The organism is Paracoccus endophyticus (assembly GCF_003286075.1).
Lineage (GTDB): Bacteria > Pseudomonadota > Alphaproteobacteria > Rhodobacterales > Rhodobacteraceae > Paracoccus > Paracoccus endophyticus.
In genome coordinates this window covers 272,273-294,093 of the sequence record NZ_QLUV01000001.1, presented here as the reverse complement: position 1 = coordinate 294,093, position 21,821 = coordinate 272,273, and the positions used below count along the sequence as shown (strand labels likewise).

Annotated in this window: 17 protein-coding genes and 1 tRNA gene; 3 read left to right on the top strand and 15 right to left on the bottom strand. The window is 65.5% G+C overall.

The features are described 5' to 3' along the window. The first annotated feature begins 5 nt into the window (after positions 1 to 5). The gene (locus DPQ23_RS01420) at positions 6 to 1,901 is read left to right on the top strand and encodes a DUF5927 domain-containing protein (RefSeq protein WP_112873303.1); all 1,896 of its coding nucleotides are present in this window, start codon (positions 6 to 8) and stop codon (positions 1,899 to 1,901) included. Further along, complete coding sequence (locus DPQ23_RS01415; RefSeq protein ID WP_112873302.1) at positions 1,898 to 3,274, top strand: hypothetical protein; 1,377 nt, start codon at positions 1,898 to 1,900, stop codon at positions 3,272 to 3,274. Before DPQ23_RS01420 ends, DPQ23_RS01415 begins: the two co-directional genes overlap by 4 nt. A 7-nt stretch (positions 3,275 to 3,281) precedes the next feature. On the opposite strand, the gene DPQ23_RS01410 is transcribed toward DPQ23_RS01415, so the two are convergent. The 8 genes from DPQ23_RS01410 to DPQ23_RS01375 form a co-directional block, all read right to left on the bottom strand. Then, the gene (locus tag DPQ23_RS01410; RefSeq protein WP_112872877.1) at positions 3,282 to 4,193 is read right to left on the bottom strand and encodes a DMT family transporter; all 912 of its coding nucleotides are present in this window, start codon (positions 4,191 to 4,193) and stop codon (positions 3,282 to 3,284) included. Further along, on the bottom strand, positions 4,190 to 5,272 hold the full coding sequence (gene queG / locus DPQ23_RS01405) for a tRNA epoxyqueuosine(34) reductase QueG (protein ID WP_112872876.1): 1,083 nt from the start codon (positions 5,270 to 5,272) through the stop codon (positions 4,190 to 4,192). The genes DPQ23_RS01410 and queG overlap by 4 nt, the downstream gene beginning before the upstream one ends. Next, the gene (fzlA, locus tag DPQ23_RS01400; protein WP_112873301.1) at positions 5,253 to 5,933 is read right to left on the bottom strand and encodes an FtsZ-binding protein FzlA; all 681 of its coding nucleotides are present in this window, start codon (positions 5,931 to 5,933) and stop codon (positions 5,253 to 5,255) included. The genes queG and fzlA overlap by 20 nt, the downstream gene beginning before the upstream one ends. Before the next feature lie 81 nt (positions 5,934 to 6,014). Then, the gene (gene mtgA / locus DPQ23_RS01395) at positions 6,015 to 6,758 is read right to left on the bottom strand and encodes a monofunctional biosynthetic peptidoglycan transglycosylase (RefSeq protein ID WP_112873300.1); all 744 of its coding nucleotides are present in this window, start codon (positions 6,756 to 6,758) and stop codon (positions 6,015 to 6,017) included. Positions 6,759 to 6,848: 90 nt separating this feature from the next. Beyond that, entirely contained in the window at positions 6,849 to 7,523 is a 675-nt protein-coding gene (locus tag DPQ23_RS01390; RefSeq protein WP_112872875.1) for a DUF1269 domain-containing protein, read from the bottom strand. Positions 7,524 to 7,758: 235 nt separating this feature from the next. Further along, positions 7,759 to 8,988, bottom strand: coding sequence for a Hint domain-containing protein (locus DPQ23_RS01385; RefSeq protein ID WP_112872874.1), 1,230 nt, complete (start codon positions 8,986 to 8,988; stop codon positions 7,759 to 7,761). Between the two features lie 57 nt (positions 8,989 to 9,045). Continuing rightward, on the bottom strand, positions 9,046 to 9,405 hold the full coding sequence (locus DPQ23_RS01380) for a hypothetical protein (RefSeq protein ID WP_112872873.1): 360 nt from the start codon (positions 9,403 to 9,405) through the stop codon (positions 9,046 to 9,048). A 708-nt stretch (positions 9,406 to 10,113) separates the two neighbouring features. Further along, a complete protein-coding gene (locus DPQ23_RS01375) occupies positions 10,114 to 10,857 on the bottom strand; it encodes a sulfotransferase (protein ID WP_112872872.1) in 744 nt (247 codons plus the stop codon). A gap of 280 nt (positions 10,858 to 11,137) precedes the next feature. Here DPQ23_RS01375 and DPQ23_RS01370 point away from each other — a divergent pair, with 280 nt between their 5' ends. Then, positions 11,138 to 12,349 (top strand): polysaccharide pyruvyl transferase family protein, encoded by a 1,212-nt coding sequence (locus DPQ23_RS01370; RefSeq protein WP_162630601.1) that lies wholly within the window; start codon positions 11,138 to 11,140, stop codon positions 12,347 to 12,349. A 36-nt stretch (positions 12,350 to 12,385) separates the two neighbouring features. On the opposite strand, the gene DPQ23_RS15295 is transcribed toward DPQ23_RS01370, so the two are convergent. From DPQ23_RS15295 to DPQ23_RS01340, 7 genes are all read right to left on the bottom strand, one after another. Then, positions 12,386 to 13,309: a hypothetical protein gene (locus DPQ23_RS15295; protein ID WP_162630600.1), complete on the bottom strand. Its 924-nt coding sequence runs from the start codon at positions 13,307 to 13,309 to the stop codon at positions 12,386 to 12,388. 141 nt (positions 13,310 to 13,450) lie between these two features. Next, the gene (locus DPQ23_RS01365; protein ID WP_112872870.1) at positions 13,451 to 14,722 is read right to left on the bottom strand and encodes a glycosyltransferase; all 1,272 of its coding nucleotides are present in this window, start codon (positions 14,720 to 14,722) and stop codon (positions 13,451 to 13,453) included. Next, positions 14,719 to 16,119, bottom strand: coding sequence for a hypothetical protein (locus DPQ23_RS01360; protein WP_112872869.1), 1,401 nt, complete (start codon positions 16,117 to 16,119; stop codon positions 14,719 to 14,721). Before DPQ23_RS01360 ends, DPQ23_RS01365 begins: the two co-directional genes overlap by 4 nt. Positions 16,120 to 16,341: 222 nt before the next feature. Further along, positions 16,342 to 16,896 (bottom strand): hypothetical protein, encoded by a 555-nt coding sequence (locus DPQ23_RS01355; RefSeq protein ID WP_162630599.1) that lies wholly within the window; start codon positions 16,894 to 16,896, stop codon positions 16,342 to 16,344. Continuing rightward, positions 16,893 to 19,571, bottom strand: coding sequence for a glycosyltransferase (locus DPQ23_RS01350; RefSeq protein ID WP_240602292.1), 2,679 nt, complete (start codon positions 19,569 to 19,571; stop codon positions 16,893 to 16,895). Before DPQ23_RS01350 ends, DPQ23_RS01355 begins: the two co-directional genes overlap by 4 nt. Further along, complete coding sequence (locus tag DPQ23_RS01345; RefSeq protein ID WP_205961396.1) at positions 19,568 to 20,992, bottom strand: DUF6212 domain-containing protein; 1,425 nt, start codon at positions 20,990 to 20,992, stop codon at positions 19,568 to 19,570. The genes DPQ23_RS01350 and DPQ23_RS01345 overlap by 4 nt, the downstream gene beginning before the upstream one ends. A gap of 578 nt (positions 20,993 to 21,570) precedes the next feature. Then, positions 21,571 to 21,655, bottom strand: a tRNA-Leu gene (locus DPQ23_RS01340). Positions 21,656 to 21,821: the final 166 nt, after the last annotated feature.

Below are 21,821 nucleotides of genomic sequence, written 5' to 3'. Positions count from 1 at the left end.
CGATCATGCCTCAGCCTGTGACGGCACCCCCTTCCGCCCGGCCCGCGCCCGTGCGGCTGGGCGTGACCATGCTGTGCCACGACAACCTGGAACTGGCCGCCCGCATGGCGCGGCTGTGGACGGATGGCGGCGCTCGCATCGCCATCCACGTGGACGCCAAGGCCCCGCCCGGCGCCGTGGCCGGGATGCAGGCGGCGCTGGACGGCACGGGCGCGCTTTATGCCCGCAGGCGGCCGTGCGAATGGGGCACCTTCAGCCTGGTCGAGGCGACGCTGGACGCAGCCCGGCTGCTTTTGGACAACCACCCCGACCTGACCCACGTCATGGCCGTCTCGGGCGCCTGCCTGCCGCTGCGGCCGGTGTCAGAACTGTGCAGCTTTCTGGCCCGGCACCAGGGGCGCGACTTCATCGAAAGCGTGACGGCGCGGGACGTGGGCTGGACCGTGGGCGGGCTGAACGAGGAACGCTTTACCCTGCGGTTCCCGTTTTCCTATCGCCGCCAGCGCCGGCTGTTCGACCGCTATGTCGCGCTGCAGCGCCGCTTCAAGGTCAGCCGCCCCATCCCCCGGGGGCTGGTGCCGCATCTCGGCTCTCAGTGGTGGTGCCTGACGGCCGAAACGCTGCGTGCGATCCTGGGCGATCCGCGACGACCCGAGTGGGACCGTTATTTCCGCCGCGTCTGGGTGCCTGACGAAAGCTATTTCCAGACGCTGGTGCGCCGCCATTCCATCGACGTGGAAAGCCGGTCGCTGACGCTGGCCAAGTTCGACACCCAGGGCAAGCCTTATGTGTTCTACGATGACCACCTGCCGCTGCTGGTGGGGTCGCGCGCCTTTGTCGCCCGCAAGATCTGGCCCGGCGCGCAGGCGCTGTATGACCATTTCCCGGTCGCCTCGCCCGGCGAGGTGGCTGACCACGAGCCCCACACCGACCGGCTCGAGGCGCTGCTGGACCGCGCCGCGGACCGCCGGCTGCGCGGGCGGCCGGGGCTTTACATGCAGAGCCGGTTTCCCCGCAAGGACGCCGAGAACGGCAAGACGGCGCGCCCCTATGCGGTCATCTACGGCTTCGGCGACCTGTTCCCCGGCCTGGCCGAGTGGCTGGAGGCCGGGACCGGGCTGACCATGCACCGCCACCTGCTGGCCCCCGACCAGGTCGAGTTCGCTCAGGACGAGGCGATCGGGCCGGGGGCGCTGTCGGACAGCGCCGCAGTCCGCGACCTTGATCCGCGCGGGTTCCTGACCTCGCTGATCCGGTCCTCGCCGACCGAGATCGGGTTCCTGTTCTCGCCCCGCGACAGGCAGTCGCTGAACTGGTTCATGGCGACCGACCCGAACGCGCGCATCCATGTGGCGACAGGCGCCTGGATCGTGCCGATGCTGAACTCGGGGATGCCGTTCGACGACATCCGCCGCGCCGCCGCCCTGATCCAGCGCGCCGAGATCGAGTTCCTGTCGGTGCTGGATTCGGTCTGGGTCAAGGCGCGGGTCAGCCGCTTCAACCTGGCCGATGTCATAGCCCAGCCACAGGTGCCGCTGCGCCAGATGGTGCACGGCCTGACCGCGGTCGAGGGCACGCCCGGCCTGCCGCTGCCGGCCATGCGCAACGTCGCGGGCGTGGTGCCGCTGCTGCGGCGGCTGGCCAACGCCGGGCTGCGGCCGCGCCGCATGGGCGACCTGCGGACGCTGCGGGCGGTGACCTCGGGCACGCGCGACGCGCAGGCCGCGGCCGTGCCGATGCCCGGGGGTGCGTCCGGCCGGTGCCCGCCCGCCGCCATCCCCGCCGGCCCCCCTGGATCGGCCTGCCCGCCGCCCGGCCCGGCCGCAGTCCCGACACCGGCCACCGCGGCAACCGCATCGCCCCGCCGCAGCGCCCGTTCGGCCGCGCGAGAGCGTCCATGACATTCCGCAGCTTCGTCATCTTCGCCGGCATGCGGACCGGGTCCAACCTGCTGGAAGCGACGCTGAACGCCCACGACCTGGCCTGCTTCGGCGAGGCGTATAACCCCTATTTCGTCGGCTGGCCCGACCAGGGCGATCTGTACGGCATGACGCTGGCCGACCGCGACGCCGACCCGCTGCGGCTGTGGCGCCACATGGTCGCGGCCCGCAAGGTCAAGGGCTTCCGCTATTTCCACGACCACGACCCGCGCGTGTTCGAGCCGGTGATGGACGATCCGACCTGCGCCAAGATCGTGCTGACCCGCAATCCCGTGGACAGCTGGGTGTCCACCCGGCTGGCCTATGCCACGAACCAGTGGAAGCTGAACCAGTCCGAAACCCCCACCCCGGCCCGGGTCGAGTTCGACGCCGCGGATTTCCGCCAGTCGCTGGCGGCCACACAGGGGTTCCTGGACCGCATCCAGCACGGGCTGCAACGCCGTGGCCAGACGGCGTTCTGGCTGAACTATGACGATCTGCGCGACCCGGCGGTGATGACCGGGCTGGCGCACTGGCTGGGCCGCACCGACCTGGAGCGGGTCGAGCCGGCGCAGGACCAGGTGCCCCAGAACCCGCGCGAGATGGCCGAGAAGGTCACGAACCTGCCCGAGATGCAGGCCGAGCTGATGGCCGCGGACCCGTTCCAGCTGCACCGAATCCCCAGCTTCGAGCCGCGCCGCGGTCCCGCCGTTCCGTCGTTCCAGACGGCCGAGGCGGGGGCGGGGCTGCTGTTCATGCCGGTCCGGGGCGGCCCCACCGACGCCGTCGGGCACTGGCTGGCGGGCCTGGGCGCAACGGCGGGCGATCTGACCCAGAACAGCCTGCGCCAGTGGAAGCGCGCCCATCCCGGCCACCGCGCCTTCACCGTGCTGCGCCATCCGCTGCCGCGCGCCTGGGACGCCTTTGGCGCGGTGCTGGCGGCGCGCGCGCCGGACCTGCGGCAGACGCTGCGCGACATCCACCGGGTGCCGCTGCCCCCGGACGACGCGCTGGGCGGGCTGGACGATGCCGCCCGCGCCGCCCTGTTCGCGCCGTTCCTGGATGTCCTGCGCCGCACCCTGCTGGGCCAGACCACGCTGGCCACGCATCCCGGCTGGGCCACGCAGTCCGAGGTGCTGGCGGGGTTCGCCCGCTTCGCCGCCCCCGACCTTGTCGTGCGCGAGGACCGGATGACGGCCGAACTGGGTTTTCTGGCCCGCACGGTCGGTCTGGACGCCGACGGGCCGCGCCCCGCGCCGCTGCCAGCGGTGCTGGACGACCCCGGCCTGCGCAAGGCAGCCAAGGCCGCCTATCTGCGCGATTATGTGGCCTTCGGCTTTGCCGACCGGCCCTGAGGGCGCTCTAGCGCGGGGTCGCCGCCCGGCGGGCGCGCTCGATCCCCAGGCGACGCTCGCGCAGGATGATGGCGACGCCCGCCGCGATGATGACCGCCGCCCCCGCCAGCATCCGCGGCGAGGCGCCCTCGCCGAACACGAACCACCCGATCGCCAGCGCCATCAGCATCGAGGCGTAATCGAACGGCGCGACCAGCGAGGCGTCCGCGAACCGATAGGACGAGGTCAGCATGATCTGCGCCGCGCCCCCCAGCACGCCGCAGCCGATCAGCAACGCCGCCGTGCGCGCGTCGGGCAGCACCCAGCCGAAGGGCAGCGTGACCAGCGACAGCACGGTCGCCGTGACGGAAAACCAGAACACCACCGCCGTCGTCGCCTCGGTCCGCACCATGCGCGAGATGAAGATCTGCGCCAGCGCCCCGAAGGCCGCCCCGATCAGCGTCAGCACCGCGCCCAGCGTCTCGGCCAGCGACACGCCGTCGGCGGCGGCCGACAGGCGCGGCGACAGCACGATCAGCACCCCCGCAAGGCCCACCGCGACCATCCCCAGCCGGAAGGCGCGGACGGTCTCGCCCAGGAACATCGCCGCGAAGATGACCGTCAGCAGCGGCATGGCATAGCCCAGCGCCGTCGCCTCGGGAAAGGGCAGCAGCCCCAGCCCGGCAAAGCTGGTGCCCATCGCGATCGAGCCGACGATGCCGCGATAGGCATGGCTCATGGGATCGCGCGTGCGCAGGCCGGTCGTCAGCTCGCCCCGCCAGGCCAGCCACGCCAGGATCACCGGAATGGCGAACAGGGACCGGAAGAACACCTGCTCGCCCGCGGGCACGCTGACGGCCGTGGCCTTCAGGATCGCGGCCATCAGGGTGAACAGAAAGACGCTGCCCAGCTTCAGCAGGACGCCCCTGAGCGGGTTCATGCCAGCCGCGCCGCGGCCCAGCGCGCCGCATCGGCGACGCCCGCGTCGGGATCATCCGTCAGCCCCTGCGCCACGCCGCGCAGGGACGGCGCGCCGCTGTTGCCGATGGCATACAGCACGTTGCGCGCCATCCGGTCGCGGCCGATGCGCTTGATCGGGCTGCCGGAAAACCGCGCCCGAAAGCCCGCGTCGTCCAGGCCCGCAAGGTCGGCCAGCGGCGGCGCGCGATGCGGCCCGTGATAGCGCATCTCGGACGCGGCGACGGCGAACTTGTTCCACGGGCAGGCGGCCAGGCAGTCGTCGCAGCCGTAGATGCGGTTGCCCAGCATGGGACGCAGCGCGGGATCGACCGGGCCCTTGTGCTCGATCGTCAGATAGGAAATGCAGCGCCGCGCATCCAGCTGATAGGGCGCGGGGAACGCCTGCGTCGGACAGGCGTCGAGGCACGCGGTGCAGCTGCCGCAATGGTCGGGTTCCGGCGCGTCCGGCGGCAGGGGCAGGGTGGTGAAGATCGCGCCCAGAAAGAACCAGCTGCCCAGGTCGCGCGACAGCAGGTTGGTGTGCTTGCCCTGCCAGCCCAGGCCTGCCGCCTGCGCCAGCGGCTTTTCCATCACCGGCGCGGTGTCCACGAAGACCTTGATCTCGCCCCCCGCGCGGTCGATCAGCCAGCGCCCCAGGCGCTTGAGCCGCGCCTTGACGATGTCGTGGTAATCCCGGCCCTGGGCATAGACGCTGACCGCGCCCCGGTCGGTGCGGGTCAGGTCCTCGCGCGGGTCGTGGGGCGGGGTATAGGCCTCGGCCAGAATCACCACGGATCGCGCGCCCGGCCACAGCGCGGACGGGTCGCCCCGCCAGCCCATGCGCTCGGCCATCCAGCCCATCTGCCCGTGGCGGCCCGCCGCGACAAAGGCGGCCAGCCGCGCCGCCGCCTGCGGGATCGCGTCGGGGGTCGTGACCCGCAGGGCGGTAAAGCCCTCGGTCCGGGCCTGCGCCTGCAACGCCTGCTTGAGGGTGGCGGGGTCGTCGGGCGAGGGCGCCCGCCGCGACCCCGCGGCCGGATCAGAAATCAAGCTGGGCATAATGCGGCGCGGGGGTGATGCCGGGAACCTGGTCGGCCAGCAGCGACCGGAAGGCGGGGCGCGATTTCACCGTCGCATACCAGTCGCGCAGCGTGGCCGAGCGGTCCCAGTCCACGTCCGAGATGTAGTCGAGGCAGGACAGATGCGCCGCCGCGGTGAAATCCGCCAGGCTGAGCGTGCTGCCGGCCAGCCATTTGCGGGTTTCCAGCAGCCCGGTCAGATAGTCGATGTGATCCTTGACCGCGCGCAGCCCCGACTTGACCAGCTTGCTGTCGGGATAGCCGGCCTTCATCACCTTTTTCCACACCCGTTCCGACAGCACCGGGCGCGTCACCTCGGCGTTGAACTTGTCGTCGAACCACGCGCACAGGCGGCGCACCTCATAGCGGTCCAGCGCCGCGACGGGCATCAGGGGCGGCGTCGGGGCGATCTCGTCAAGATATTCGCAGATCGCCTGGCTTTCGGCCATCAGCCGTCCGTCCATCCGCAGGACCGGGATCTTGCCGGCCGGGTTGCGGCGCAGGACCTCGGACCCGGCCTCCCACCAGCGTTCCTCGACCAGCTCGACCTCGATGCGCTTTTCGGCCAGCACAAGCCGCACCTTGCGGCAATAGGGCGACAGGGCGACGTGGTACAGCCGGGGGGTCGTGGGGGTATTCATGGGAACTGCCTGCGATGGGTCCGTGCGGTCATACGCAAGCGGGACCGGCTGTTCAACCGCAGCGCGTGGCCCCGGCGGCGGTCAGTCGCCGGTGGCCTGAAAGCACGCGGCGCGCCCGTCGCGGCGGATCGTCTCGGCCCCGTCGGCGATGGCGCGCGCCTGGCCCGATCCGGGGCGGGGGCGGCGCGACTTGGGCGCGGGCAGCACCGACGCCAGCGCCGCCGCCTGCGGCGCGGTCAGCCGGTCGGGGGTCGTGCCGAAATGATGCCGGGCGGCCGCGTCGATGCCGAACACGCCGGGGCCGAACTCGGCCACGTTCAGATAGACCTCGAGGATGCGGCGCTTGGACCAGACCATCTCGATCATCGGGGTATAAAGCGTTTCCAGCGCCTTGCGGACCCAGCTGCGCCCCTGCCACAGATAGACGTTCTTGGCCGTCTGCTGGGTCAGGGTCGAGGCGCCGCGGTCCTCGCCGCGGGCGATCACGCGGCGGATCTCGGCCATGTCGAACCCCCAGTGGCCGCAGAAATTGGCGTCCTCGGCCGCGACGACCGCGCGCAGCATGACCGGGGCGATCTGCGCCGCGGGGGTCCAGCGGCGCGGGGCGTCGCCCGGCCCGGCGGGGCTGGCCTCGGTCATGATCGTCCAGGTGGTCGGCGGATTGACCATCCAGAACAGCACCACCATCGCCAGCATCAGCGCGCCGAACCGCCAGGCAAGCCAGCGCAGGCCCCGCAGCACGCGGCGCGCCAGCCGCCACCGCCGGCGCAGGGGGCGGGCGGCGGGGGCGTCGGCCGGGGCGGGCATCGTCGCGGGCGCGGTCATGGCGCCCAGTGTCACGGCGCCGGGCATTCCGTCAAGAAACCGCGCCGCGGCGGGGTGCCGGCGGCGCGGGTCTGTGGCGCTGTCGCCCGGTCAGTGGCGGGACGTGGTGTCGTTCACGTCCGAACCCGCCGCGCCGGGCGCGCCGCCGCCTGCAACCGGCGCGGCGGGGGACTGCGCGCCCCCCTGCGCGCCACCCTGCGCGACGGCGGCCGCAGCGCCCGCGGTGCCGGTCTGACCCGCGTCAGCCTGCGGGTTGCCGGCGCCCGCCTGCGACGCGGTGCCCTGCATCGTCTGGCGCAGCCTCGCCTCGTCGGCGTCGCTCAGCGAGGTCTGGATCACGCGCGCGCTTCCGCCGTATTTCTGCAGCCGCGGCAGCAGCTTGTCGGCGTTGAGATCGCGCGCCAGGATGAACACGGCGGCGCTGCCCTGGGGGACGGTCTTGCCGATGGTGCGGATGAAGTCGTCGTTGATTCCGTAATCCGACAGGCTGCCCGCGACGGCTCCGGACGCCGCGCCGACCGCCGCCCCCAGCAGCGGGTTCAGGAACAAGAGCCCAAGCAGCCCGCCCCAGAACGTGCCCCCCAGCGCCCCGACCGAGGTCAGGCTGACCGCCTGGTGCAACTGGTATTCGCCCTGCGTGGGGCGCGTGACGACGACCGCGTCCTCAAGCCGGATGAGGTATTCCGCCTGGGCCTTGATCAGCTCCTGGCGCAGTTCGAAGGCGTCGGCCTCTCGGTCGAACCCGATGACGATCAGTTGTGACATGGATCGCTCCTGTATCTGGTGATCCCGCCACAACCCCCGGACGGCCGCTTTGGGTCCGCCCGCGCCGTGCGACACTGCTGCGGAGGGGCGCCGCGGTGCGGGCGATGGCGCCCCTTCGCAGGCAACGCGGCTGCGGGTCTGCCCGACGCGCACGCTTCGGATGCCTGGGGGCGGGCCGCCACCCCGCGGGGAATGCTCTTGGCGGCCCGACCGATTGACAGGCGGTCTTGTTGGATCAAGCCACCTTGGACGGCGCGAACTTCGTTCCTTCGGACTGCTTCAGCCGTGCCCCGTCGCCGGCCCGCCGCAGGTAGAGGGCGCCGATCTCCTCGGACGCCAGGGTCCTGTTCGCATCGAAGACGAAGGCCACGTCGCCCAGACCGGCCTTTTCAAGGTCAGTGCGGGGACGGCAGGCGAGAACAGCCCCGAGAACCTCGTCGCCGAGGACAACCTCGAGCATCACCGGGCGTTGCGGATCGGCCTTGTCCCGCGCCCAGCCCGAGAGCCGGCCCGTGTCGGTGATGAGATCCAGATGACCGTGCAACGGACCGGCCGGGGTGCTGGTGACAGGCGCCAGGACCTGCCCGTCCTGCTTGCGCCTGACGACCAGTCGCAGCAGTTCATCCGCGGACAGGCGGCGGCGTCCGTCGAAGACAAAGCCCATGCGGCCCTGATCCCTGGCGCCCGGCCGCGGGCCGCAGGCGCAGGTCTCGCCGATCACCTCGTCGTCCAGGACCACCTCCAGCAGGACAGGCCTGCCCGGATGATCAGCATCCATCGCCCATCCGGTCACATGGCAGGCCGCGGCGACGGCCTCGATCCGGCCCTCGAGGCGTCCGGGGGCCACCGGCTGCTGCAGGGCCAGGGCCCGCCGGGCGGTCACGTCCAGCGCCGCGTGCAGCTTGACCCCTCCGGCGGGGCGCTCGGCGCACAGGGCGGGCGTATCGGGGGCGCAATGATCCGGGAACCGCTCGCGGAACTCGGCGACATTGTCGAACATGCTTCGGAAATCCCCGCAGTCCGCAAAGCTTTCCGACCACGTGCCGTTGGCAAGCACAAGGCCATGGTCGCCCAGATCAAGCTGGAAATACGACCATTCGTCGCGCGGCGTCTCGCGCGTGATGGACAGTCCGTTGACGAGAGTGGAGGCCAGGACGAGCGTCTCGCCGACCAGCATCGAATGACCCGGAGAGACGAAGAGGTCCTCCTGCGGCATGCCATTGCCGATCGAGCCGGGGGCGAAGCGGATCGCCTCACGCCCGGCGGCGCGGGGGCCTGCGAACTGCTGCCGTCCGATCCAGCGGATCGGGCGCAGACCGCCGAACCGGCAGACGACGCTGTCCCCTTCGCGCAGATCCTCGACGGCGACAGGACCATGATCGGTCAGGATCTTCGTTCCCTTGAGATAGCAGACGAGCCCCACCTGGCCCGTCAGGCTGTTATAGCCGCCCGAGTAGATCGTCATGTTGGACGTGAGCTGGCCGTTCACAGTCGGGGCGTCAGCATTGGGGAAGACGACGTATTACGTCGGCGTCCCGGTGGTGGTCGTTCCGATCAGCACGTTCCTTGTCACGGTGCTGCCGTTGATGGTGGTCGTATAGGTCCCGGATCCGGACAGGGTCAGCTGGATGGACTCCGTGTTCCCGTTAGGAGCGGTCGAGCTGACGGTGAAGAGATCCCCGACCGCCAGGATGCCGTCATTGTTGGCGTCAGGGCTTGACAGGATGGTGTTGCCATTCTTGCTGCCGTTAGAGTCGTCGTATTTCACCTGCCCCGGATTGAAGCCCCCGGAGGTGGTGGTGTTGGCGCCTGTCGTCCCGGTTCCGATCGTGATCGGACCCCGCGCCTTGAAGTAGTTGACGGACTGGTCGGTGATGGGCATTGCTACCTACTTTCAACATCTTGTCGCCCACCAGCCCTCCCCCCTTTGCCGGAGAGCATCTGGCGCATCGACAGAGGAATGGACACAGTTCGGGATGGGGTAGACGTGTGAGGCCGCGATACGAGGGCGGCCTGATTCGGTCAACAATTTTTAGTTGAGCAACCCTTGTTTTCTGGTTCTTGAGGTAGAATCCGCGCGGGAGTGGCTGTGTTGGCGGCCTGCGGCTGCGAAGGACACAGCATTGTGACGCCTCGATGGAGCCGGGTGCCGCGACCTCCGGCGCTCACTTGGCTGAGGCTGGGGCCACTTTCCGGGAGTGGGGGGAACCGGGCAGGTGCCAGCGGCAGGAGGAAGGGGGGCGCCGTAGCTTGCCGAACTGCTGAGATCGCCCGGCTGAAGGGATCGGGCGCCGGGGCGGCTTCGCTCGGCGCCTCTTGCCGCGATGCGGCTGAACGGGACCTTGCACATCGCGGTCTTCTCGACCGCAGACCGGGGCAGCCACGTGAACCCGCCGCAGGTTGTAAGCGCGGGCGGGGACCGTCTGTCGCCCCCCTTTGACGCCGAAGGACGCACCGGGCCAAGACTGGCGGAAGACCACCGTAAGCGCGAGGACCCAATTCGGCCGCACCGTGCGTCAGAACGGCGCGCCCGGGACAGGCCATGGTCGGGGCAGAGCGATGGTCAGAAACCTTGCGAAAGAGAGCGCGTCTATTTCAGGTGATTCAGGCGGACATCCAGTATTCTGTCCACCTTGTCTCTGTCGAACCTTGCGCCCACAAAATCAAAGATCCTTTCGACGCCCCCAGCCGGATCGGAGAATTCCTTGTAATCGAAGATCATCGTTTCCTCCTTGTTGGACCTGTGGAAGGAACGGAAACGATCATTGGCGCCCCCAAGCTCTCCCAGGACGGCGTCTTTGTCCATCTCTTTCCACCACCCGGAATTCGACACCTCATCCAGGTCTCTTGTCAGGAAGATGATCCTGCTTCTTGGGAAAAACTTCAGCATGCAGCTCATTGCCGGCTCAAAGTGTTCGCCCGCCTTGTAGAAATGAATGTCCTTGAAGCCGAGAAGGGAGACTTGCTGCGGCGGGCACAGGACCGTTCTGACAAATGCATCCAGGATCGATCTGGCATAGACGCCCACATTGATGTTCTCTGCGCCATACCAGGGATCGTCCACGGTCCCGATGAGTCTTGCCCAGTAATGGGTCCTCTCTTCCGGTGGTTTTTTCATCTGGGCACGGCGAACGTTCACGTTGTGGCTGTGCCGCAGGTCATGTATGGATCTGAGAAGGGGGGTGAGAGTATTGCCATTTTCGCCCCGAATGCACGCATCCGGAATGGAGTTCAGCAACTTCATCAGCAGCGTGGAGCCTGAGCGGCCATACGTTACAACGAACACGTAACCATCCCTGGGGATATGCAGGGACGGGTAGAGGTGGGGGTTCATTTGTTATCCTTTTTGTTTGCTGCTTGATCGAAGGCCTGCATGATATCTTAAGGGCTGTGTCCATGACTTGACCGTTGCTCTAGGCTAGGCCCAGTGGACCGGACACAGGTCAGAAGCCGAAGCCAAGCTCTCTCCAGTAATCATCTTGAAACGCCCTCCTAAGCAAGGTAGCGTCTTCTCGCCATGACTCTCGGTACAGCCCTTGGTTGTGATCCGCCCAGTGAACCACCCAGCAAGGGTACTACGTGACATGCAGAACCATCCCCAAGAAAGAGACCCGTTGACCAGCCTGGATGCACCCGCCGATCAGCGGACCATACCCTTCAGGTATTATAATGTGATCCGCAACTGCGGAGATGCTGTCACAAGCTATATCTTAAACAAGAGCTTTGGTCTTACCGGGCGAATCGGCGAAGCTAGGGAAGAGCATCTCTTGGCCATAGGAAGTATTTTCTTCATGGCCAATAGAAAATCGACCATTTGGGGGTCTGGAGTTCTTGATCCCAAAGCACATATTCCTGAAATCGATCCGGCAAAGATCCACGCACTTCGCGGGCGCAAGACAGTAGAGCACCTGCGTGGATTGGGGTACAAGCTTCCCGAGGTTCCACTGGGCGATCCTGGCATTCTCGTGGGCGATTTGATCGATACTCCCCTGAATCCCAAATACCGAGCAGCGATTGTACCGCATCACACAGGCTTTCACAGCAAAAAGTGGGATAGCGCCCGCGGCAGCAAAGAGTTTTGTGTTGTTGATATGATGGATGACAGCCTTGCGCCTTTGCAGCAAATAGCTGAGGCTGAGGTTGTCCTCTCGCAAAGCCTGCATGGGCTTATCTTTGCTGCGGCACTAGGAAAGCCATATCTCTGGATATCCGGGCATAGCAGCGAAATCTGGAACTGGAAATTCCTCGATTGGTTTAGCACTTGCGAAAACGGGCAGGGCGCACCGGTTCTACTAGATGCTTCTTTGGACAGCATGATTGGCATGGCAGAGCTGCGAAGCTGCCATTCGAGCAAATCTGAGCTTAAAGCAGCGTTTCCAACACACCTTATCGATGATAGAGTTCAGGTGCGCGGAGATTTTCGCGTATCTAGAATGATGTCTCCTGCCCATGTATTCTTAAAAGATACAGTGACTGCAGTTCAGGAAACTGAGGCCCGCACGGCACAACAGTTCTCCGCACAAGTTGGAGAAATCCGATCCAAGGTATTCGATGGCTCACCTGAGCCTACCTATCTTGCAATCACCCACCTGTCAGCGAAGCATGTCCCAACACGCGCAGCCTTGCTTGCTGGTCAGCGTTATCTTGATGAGAATAGAGAGGCACTCTTCCTCTGGTACCCAGGTGATGTGCCTCAGTTGAGCTTTTCGGAATTTGTACTATCGCCCACAACATTCGGGGATGCCCGCCTGCAGAGCGGAACTATTCTGGTGCGTCCTGACGGTTATCTTAGTTTAGACCGAAAGTTTGCATCCCCGAAGGTATAGCAAATGTTGCCGCTGCAGTATGATGGCAGAACTGGGTTAGCCAGAAGCATTCTGGATGGCTTCCAAAAGCCGTCTCTCAAATTTGAGAAATTCGTCGTCTGACGCCTCCACTCTCAAATCTTGGAGAAAGTCAGAATGGAAAACATCCTTAAGCCGTTTTTTTGTCGCTTTGTTGTGGGTATAGGTATCAAGCCATGTGTTCGCTTTGGAGACAAACCTGACCTTTGAGTGCACTGGATGATAAAACAACCCAGATGGCGCCTGTTCTGAAATTTTCTTTTCAGACTTTGGAAGGCCGACATTGAAGGAGTCATTTGTCCTGTACTTGACTGACCCCGCGTCCAGGCTTTTGCAGTTAAATCCATTTGCCATAAGGGTCGACATCAGGAACGACTCGTCATTAGGCCACCGGCGAATTTCATCTGGCGGAACGATGTCCTCGAATGTCTCTGACATTTCCTTTCGGGCTTGATACGCGAACCGAACAGCGCGCTTGCTTATTCCCACGACGGGAAACAGGCACGCATACACATCCGGCTCAAAATAGCACATCGGACTATGCCAGAACCAATCTTGTTTAGCCTTGAACATGTGAAATGCCAGGAAATCAATTGATTCGTCATTAAATCTATCAAAAAATTCTGCGCTTGAATCGAGGCCAATCCTTACGTCTGATTCGATGAGCCAGTATCTGTCATAAGCACCCAGAAGATGAGATGCCGCATAAAGAGAATAATCACCGCAAAGCCATCCAAATTTTTGGGGGACATGTAACTTCATGTCCTTGGAAGATTTTTCTGAAATAGAAATTTTTAACTTACCAGTGCCAACTTCAACCGCCCCATTTGTCTCGTCGCAGATGAAAGCCACATCGCGATCCGATGTGCTTTTCAGGTAGTTGTATAATCTCTCTGTTGCTTCGCAATAGAAGTGAGTTCGGATTATAATTAGCTCACGCATCTTTTACCTATATGTCGACTTAACTGCCTAGAGCGTCTGTCCTGCGTGGTGGCAGAACCTTGCTATGGGCGGGATAAATTTAGCAGCACCAATTTCTTCGCGTCAAAGATAGAAGAGGCGATGCGTCACACCGGATGAAACTCAACATGCCTTCATTGTTTCTGCCTGCACGCTGGGGAATGGTTTTTTCTGAATCTCGCACATCCTCGACCGCTCTGCGTCGAAATCCCGAAGATTAATTGGCTTCGTAATGCGAGCCTTGTGCTCCGCAAGCACATCCGCCCGTCCATGCACCGACAGGATCGCGGCGGCCAGCGCGGCGGGGTCTCCGACCCGGAACTGCAGCCCCCAACCGGCCGTCTTCTCGGCCATGCCGCCGATGTCCGAGGCGATCATCGGCGTGCCGGCCGCCCGCGCCTCCTGGATCACGACGGGCGAGTTCTCCCACCAGACCGAGGGGATGATGATCCAGCCATAGGTGCGCATGATGCCGACGCAATCCTCGGGCCGATAGCGGCCGCGGAACTGGACGCAGGCCGGCACGTCCAGATCGGGCCACAGGCGCGTGAAGCCGTCCTTGTCGACGCCGTAAACCTCGATGCTCAAGGGCAGATCGAAGGACGCGCCACTCGCCTCGATCAGCGCGGCCGCGCGGATCAGCACGTCCAGGCCCTTGGTCGGCGTCGCCTGGCCGAAAAAGGCAAAGCGGCCGGACTTGGCCAGAAGCTCGGCCTCGGTTTCCGGGGGAAAGCTGCCGTGATGGTCAAGGCCGTTCTCGATCACCGCGATCCGGCCCGGAGCGATCCCCCAGTCCTCGAACCGCATCCGCAGGAACTCGCTGGGGGACAGCAGGTGGTCGAACAGGGCGAGCATCTCGATCATGCGGGTCTTGCGCAGCACGAAATCGATCGGCGGACGGGCGACGCAGGCTGCGCAGGCCACCTCGCTTGCGGCGTAGCAGAGTTCGCCCGAGCGTTTCACCATCTGGCCGTGATTGGCGCAGATCGCCGTCAGCTCATGCAGGGTGCAGATGAATTTCGCATTGGGCCGGGCCGCACGCAGACGGCGGATGGTGCCGGCCCCGATGTTCCAGAAATGGTGAAAGTGATAGACGTCCCCCTGCAGGGCCAGCAGGAATTCGAAGATCCAGTCCTCGTCCCGGATCTCGGGATGCTCCATGGTGAAGGCATCCATGCCGCGCCCGCGCAGGCAGAAATCGCGTGGACCGAAGCTGATGACCTGCTGGCTGGAGCCGAAGAACTTCGCGCTGTCCTCGGGACCGATGGTCGAGCCCACGAAGAAGACGTCCTCGTCTTGCGCCAGCAGATACCTGAACTGGCGATAGGCTGCGACCTCACCCCCGCCATAGCGCAGATTGGGGTGCGAATGGGACACGATGACAGTGCGGCTCATGCGCTGGCCTCCTCGATGAGTTGGCGGCTTTGGGCGTCGAAGGCATGCCAGTCGCGGCCGTCGGGAAAGCTTTCACAATGGGGACCGGTCCTGCCCTCGAAGAAGCAATGGATATCGGCCCGGTCCAACTCGGCCGCTCCTTGCAGGATCAGGGCCTCGGCCAGCAGGCGCAGGCGGGCCTCTTCGGTCAGGAAGCAGTCCGGGACCTGGTCCAGCAGCGCGAAGAAGGGCGCGGCCGGCATGGACAGAACGAAAGGCAGCAGGTCGCGGACGAAACGCTCGGCCTGGGCGTCCGGGGTCGCCAGGACCGTGCCGATTGGATCGAGCAACGTGACACGGGGCCGCGCGGATCGGGGCGCAAAGATCGGTCCGGGGTCGAACTGGAACAGCGTGGAACTGCGCGCGAAGATGACCCGGTCCGGCATGACCTCGGGCTGCGTCATGCTCAGCGAGACGCCATGCAGGTGCAGTCCGACCGTGGCCTCGCGCGCGGCACCATCGACGGCGCTCTGCAGAACCGGCGACAGGCGGGCGCGCAGAAGCTGCAGAGACAAACGACCCGGCAGATGCGGCTCGACGTGGCGCAGGACATCGCGCAGATCGCTGTCCGCCAGATCATGGTCAAGGATCAGCAGCGTGTCGCCGCGCTGGTGCGCTGTCTCGCCTGGCGCGGCCAGGCGCGGGACGGGCAGGATGGGGGGCAGCATGGCGCGACGCAGCCGGCTGCGGTCCGCGACGTCTTCGATCCCCAGCGTCGCCCGCGTGACCTGCCGGGCCAGATCGGCGGCCGGGACGGTCTCGACCGGAACCCAGACGCCGGGCCGGAAATCGTCGCCCGGGATCATCAGCAACAGGCGCGCAGCGCCCTTGGGCGGGTCGGAAAAGCGCCATCCGCCGCAGTAGCCATCGTGGCCGGTGAACCGATAGCGGGGCGCATAGCCCGACAGGTCGGCCCGCGCCATGCTGTCGGCAAGCATCTCGACGGGCACGATCGACTCGTCTGCAACGGCCAGCGCGCAGAGCGGCTCGGCCGAGGCTTGCGCGGGCATGAACCAGCCGATCACGGCGCCTTGGCCGGTCGCTGCCATCTGGCAGCTGTCGACGGCCAGACCGTGGCTTTCGGTCTCGCGCGCAGCCGAGGGAGCGAGGCGCAGGCGGGCCTGAATCTCACGTCCGATGCGCGCGTCCGAGAGGACCAGACGGCGCTGGGCCATCAGACGCAGCAGCGCAAAGAACACCTCGTCGACGCCGATCTCGACCAGGCGCCCCCCATCTTCGCGCAGGCGATGATTGTGCAGTTCGCTGAACTCGGCGCCATCGGCCAGATGGATCGTCGCTTGTTCGGGATCTGTATGGCCGTCCAGACCGGAAAGATCGAAAAGCGCGATCAACCCCATGGGTTCGCTGCTGCGCAGGTCGCGTCGCACATGGCGCGTGACCGCGAGGGGGATCAGGACGTCGCCATCAACATGCAGGCGCAGTGTGGGCCTGAGCTCTGTTGTCCAGCCCGCAACCGCAACAATTCCAGCCTTGTCCATAAAGTAGAAATCAATATTCATCCATATGGTCCAAAGGGCTCGGATTGCAGAAAAACCGCTGTCGATGACAACACGGCCTCATCAAATCATGGTAATTGCAAGGCGATCGAGGACCAGGCGAGACGTCGGGTGGCGCAGGTGAAGGATCACGCGACGCCCGGTAACGTCATCGGCTTTTTCCGCGAGCTCCAGCTTGCAGATCGTCACCGCGTCCATGGCGATATGGCATTCCCGATGCCCCGAATCTCTGGTGGCCCCATCTTCGATAAAGTCGCGGACAAAGACGTCGGCCACCATCGGTCGACCAGAAGAGGCCTGAATCTCGACGTAGCAGGATTCAGTGCTCAGACTGCGCGGCAATGTGCCCTCGAACGTCATCCAATCTGCGCTGCTGCAGCGCAGTTCGATTCCCTTTCCGCTTTCACCGGCGATGATCTCTGCCTGGCCGCTTGTCGGCAGACAGACGCCGAAGAAAGGCGTCACGTCGTTGTAACCCGCTCTGATGGACAGGCGGGGACGGCTGATCAGCCCGGTTCGGGCCTCTCCGATCAAATCAAGACGGCTGGACTGGAGGGATACCAGAATATCGGCTGCCGCCTGGAAATTACGCATTGCGGCATCATACAAAGTCGTCACGTCATGCTCCTACGCACATGTAATGGCTTGGTCTTGATCTTTTCAGCGACCACGGCACCGTCGAGTCTATCCAGCCACGCCAACAAGGGCGTGACAGCCAGCGACCAGTCGCGGGCCCTGCGGGCCGCATTCTGCGAAACCTGCGCCAGACGCGCGCGGTCCTTGTCCAGGGCCGTGATCATCTGGACGAAACTGTCCTCGCATGCAGCTTCCGGCAGGATGAACCCCGTTTCAGCGTGCTGTATCGCCTCGTGCATGGCACCGACATCCGTCGCCAGCACCACGACACCGCATCGCTGCGCCTCGAGAACGGAAAGCGGCAGCCCCTCGTAATGCGAGGGCAGGACCATCACGTCCGATTCCGCCAGCAGGCGGGTCAGCGCGTCCGCGCCCCGGACCGGGCCCAGCCTCCGGGTTTCCCGGGGAAACGAGAACGCCGCTCCGTCGGCATCCACGACCGACCCACCGGCGATGGTCAGGCTGATCTGTGGCGCCCGCAGCGCCAGCGCGTGATAGATCGCAGAAAGCCGGTGCACGCCCTTTTGCGGGTCCAGTCGTCCCAGGAACAGGACGCGCAATGGCGCGGCAGGGTCGCGCGTCGCGCGTTCGTCCATCACCCTGCGGGCGGTGCTGGCGGGCAGCGGATAGCCGGGCGCATTGACCACCGCCATAAGCTTCTCGCGGGGAATGCCATGGCCATGCATCCAGATCCGCAGCGTCTCGGAACAGGTCAGGATCAGGTCATAGGCATGTTCATACGCCAGGGCCAGGTTCGGCGGGCCGTAATTCCGGCCATAGGTGCTGCGCTCCAGCAGATGCTCGTGACCGATCATGGTGATCCCGCGGCGGCGCAGGTGATCGGCCACCTTGTGCAGCGCGCCCGAATGGGCGTTGATCACAACATCCATCGACGAGAGCAGTCCGATGAGGTCGGCCTTTTCATGCCAGTTGCCCCAACTCGGTTCGGCGGTGCCCATGAACTCGGGCCCTGTCCAGTCGATGGCGCTGGGATCGGGCATCCAGTTCACCGTGGTGAAGGCCTGCAGCGCCCAGCCATCGGGATGGATCGGCCGGTCACTGACCACGACCAGGTGACAACGATAACCGTCATGCGCCAGTTCTCGTGCCATCGAGGCCACGACCTTCTCGACCCCGCCGAAATCGAAGATCGGCAGGACAAAGGCGATGTCGCGCTGTCCGGGCGTTTTCAGCATCGGAAGGACCACGCCTCCGCCCGATATCTTGCGCGGGATCCGGACGGCCATGGCGCGATCCACGGCACCCCCTTGGTCGCGCCATTCCCAGCGCTGGCTCAACGCGGCGCGGAACGGGCTGCGGCTCAGTTGCAGAACGAAGCTGCGCAGCAGTTCGGGCCCGCTGGCCGTCCTGCGGTCAAGCCGCGCCAGGCCCTCCAGCGCCATGGCCCAGCTGCGTACGCGAAAGCCCGAGGGCGCCTTGTCGATGCGGCGCAGCGCCTCCTCGTCCGAGACCGTGGCCAGGTCGAAGACGGCCTTCAGGTCGATCACGACGCCGTCCGCAAGCCGGCCGGGATTGCCGCAATCCGTGCTTATCGTGTGACCGCCTGGTGAGGCGTCCAGATAGAACAGATCGAAGTCCGACCGGTCCTCGGCGCGGACCCAGCGGCGCTCTGCATTCCAGAAGAAGCTGTGCAGCAGGCGATGGTCCTTCAGCCGGGCTGAAACGCCCTCGCGCAGGAAGACCAGATAGGCAGGGGCATGGTTGGCGAAGGGCTCGGCAAAGTGCGCCATGATCTGGCGTTCGAGTTCCTGCAAGGTGATCTCGCGGCTCTGTCCCGGATCGGTCTGAAGCCGGACCGTGTTTCCGTCTCCCTCGATCACCGCAAAGCGCGGGAACCGTGATGCCTCCAGCTCGAGCAGCTTTGGCGTGTTGAACAGCCAGCCGTGCTTTAGTTCCAGATAGCTGCGCAGCTCGCGATCCAGGTCATGCGAATTGCTCAGCATGCTGGCGGGGCGCTTGCGATACAGCAGCAGGGGCTGGGCCGCGGATTGGCCGCGAAAGCCCGCCTGCGCGGCCGATAGCCAGAAATCCCAATCCTCGTAGCCGCGCCTCATGGTCTCGTCGAAGCGGATTCCGGCATCCAGGACCCGCCGGCGGATCAGGCTCCCGGCCTCGCAGACATTGATGTGGGCGTGGAACAGCAACTCATGCTGGCGATCCGTGATGTAATGCCCGTTCTGTCCGAAGAAGTCGAAATCGGGATAGAACCAGTCGGCCTGCGGCTGGGTGTCGATCAGCCGGCGCATGGCTGCGCCGGCACCCGGCGCCAGGATATTGTCCGCATCCAGCAGAAAGACCGCCTCAAGCGTGGGATCGGCCTTCAATGCGGCCTCGATGCCGCGGTTGCGGGCGGCACTCAGCCCGGCGTTCTTGCAATGCAGAACCCGCAGGCCGTCCCCCATAAGGGCCTGCCAGGCGGTCAGGCTTTCAATCGTTTCAGCATAGCTGCACCCATCATTGACGGCGATCAGGCGCTGAATCGTACCGGCCTGCATCTCGCGCCGGACCGAGGCGATGGCATCGTCCAGCAGAACGGGATGACCCTTGATCGGAATGACGACGCTGATCGGCCGGAGGCGCGTGCTGCGGGCTTTTGCCGCACTGACCGAAGTGAAGACGCGGTTGCCCTTGCTCACGCCTGCACCGCCCTGTCCTCCGCGGCAGCCTCATCTCGGGCAGCCGCGCAACTTGCCGCCCCGTTGCCGTGTGAAAAGCGAAAGCCCCGGAACAGGCCCCAGCTGAGATCGTTCGGGACATCCGTCGCCAGCGATGTCGCCAGAAGGATATCGGCCTTGCCGGTAATCGGCTCGACCGGAAGGCAATGCGCCTGACCCCAGCTCTGCGCGGGCATCCCGGTCAGCCAGGGGCCGAGACGACGCTGCCAGTGGCCGTCCTCATCGACGGCCCCCTGCGGCGCGACGCCGAGAGCGAAGTTCAGGCTGGGCGCCCGGGCATGCCCCACATTCACCAGGGCCGAGAGATGCGACAGGCCGGCCAGATCGACCCCGCGGATGATCGCACAGGCTGGACCGCTGCGGGACGGATGGACCAGGATGGCATCCTCCTTTTCCCAGAAGGCGGTCGAGACATGGTCGGTCGCCAGCACAGGCATGGCGAGAAGCTGGGGGCGCGGCAGGGCCGAGGCCCTGATGAACTCTGCCTTCAGGATCGAGACGGCGCGGCCGCTGGAAAAGGCCGGGGCACAGGCAGGCAGCCGGATACCCCCCAGGGATTGCCAGGCGCAAAGGGCCAGGGTCTCGTCAGGGCCGCGTCCCGCGCTGGGCGTGGCACGAAAACGCGGATCGGGAACCGCCTGGCTCAGACCCAGAGAGATGCTGCCCTCACCCGACCAGGTCAGCGTCACCCGACAATCTCGCCCCACGCCCGGGATCGGCTCGGCCAGCCCGAAACGCAACCAGCCGGTTTCAAGCCCCATGTCCGGGTTGACCGGCTGCAGCGGATAAACCTGTCCCGCGGCATCCTCTATGGTCACGGCCAGATCGTCGACCACCGGCATCACCACCTGCGGGAACCACAGGTCGATCGCGGTCAGGCTGACCGCACTCATCGGCAGGACCTGCCCGACCGATTGTCCGGGGGTCAGTGTCAGCAGGGAGCCACCGGGCTGCCAGCTCAGCGCCTTTGAGAACTGGGGGCTGCCGAGGCCATGAAGCAGGGCCTCGATCTCGCGCAGGCGCGTTGCGAGGTCCATGCTTTCCAGGCGCATCTGCGCCGCGACCGCACGCGCTTCGCCGATCTGACGACAGGAGGCCGCAACCTCAGCCATCAGCAACCGCACCAACTCGGTTCCACCGGCCTTGGGTTGCTCGGGGTCCAGCTCGACCACGGCGAGCCGTGCAGGCACGCACGCCGCCAGCGCGGCACGCAAGGCCTTGCCATGGCCGGCAAGCGCAACCGCAGCCAGAAGGGGCCGGTGCATGAGGTGATCAAATCTGACCGCATCATCCGCCAGATCGATGAACTCGACATCAACGTCGCGGGGCAGAAGGTCGTGTGCGAGTCCGCGCACGCGCTCATCGACGACGAACGTAATCATGGGATCGAATCTATACCTCGGAAAGGATGCAGCACGTCCAGCCCGGCAGAACTGTTAACGGAACTCTCGCCCCAGTTGAAGGGTAAGAGTGCCACTGATGCAAAAGTAGCGTCTGCACGACGTGTCAGGACGCAGGAACGGGCCCGGCGGATGGTGGTCCGGCGACGGGTGACGTCCCGGGTTGTAGTGAAGGTGGACCTGCGTGCACTCAGGCAGAAGCCGGATCGGTGATCGAAGATCGGCCAGACCGAGGTGCGACCGCACTCAGCGCGTGGAGGCTCGACGTCGAGCGCCTCTGCGGCCGAAGCGAAACCAGACCGGAAGGCCCCATGACCCCGCGGACCAAAGGCGGGATGAAGTCCAGACCCGTCGCACACGGACATCGAAAATGGACCCTCTTGGTGGGGCAGGCCACGTCCAGGCAGCCCCAAGGCCTTTCCCGGCAAATCGAGCCGCTTCCTGCAAACGAGAAAGGCGTCAATCCCGCCAGGGTCCCGCGGCCGGGGAAATCACGTGGAAGACAAAAAAAGAGCCGGACCATCCAACGGGATGAAATCCGGCACTTTGTATCGCAGTCGTGGTGCCCAGGAGAGGACTCGAACCTCCACACCTTGCGGCACACGGACCTGAACCGTGCGCGTCTACCAATTCCGCCACCTGGGCCGGTTGCGTGAGGCGGGGATTTAGAGAGGTCGGCGGGGGGTGTCAACAGCCCCGCACAAGAAAATCGCCGCCGTCGCGCACCGGTCGCGCAGCCCGCGGGCGGCGGGCCGCCGCCGGGCAGGCCCTGGCGCGGCGCGGCGGCTTGCTGCCGGGCGGGGCGTCCGCT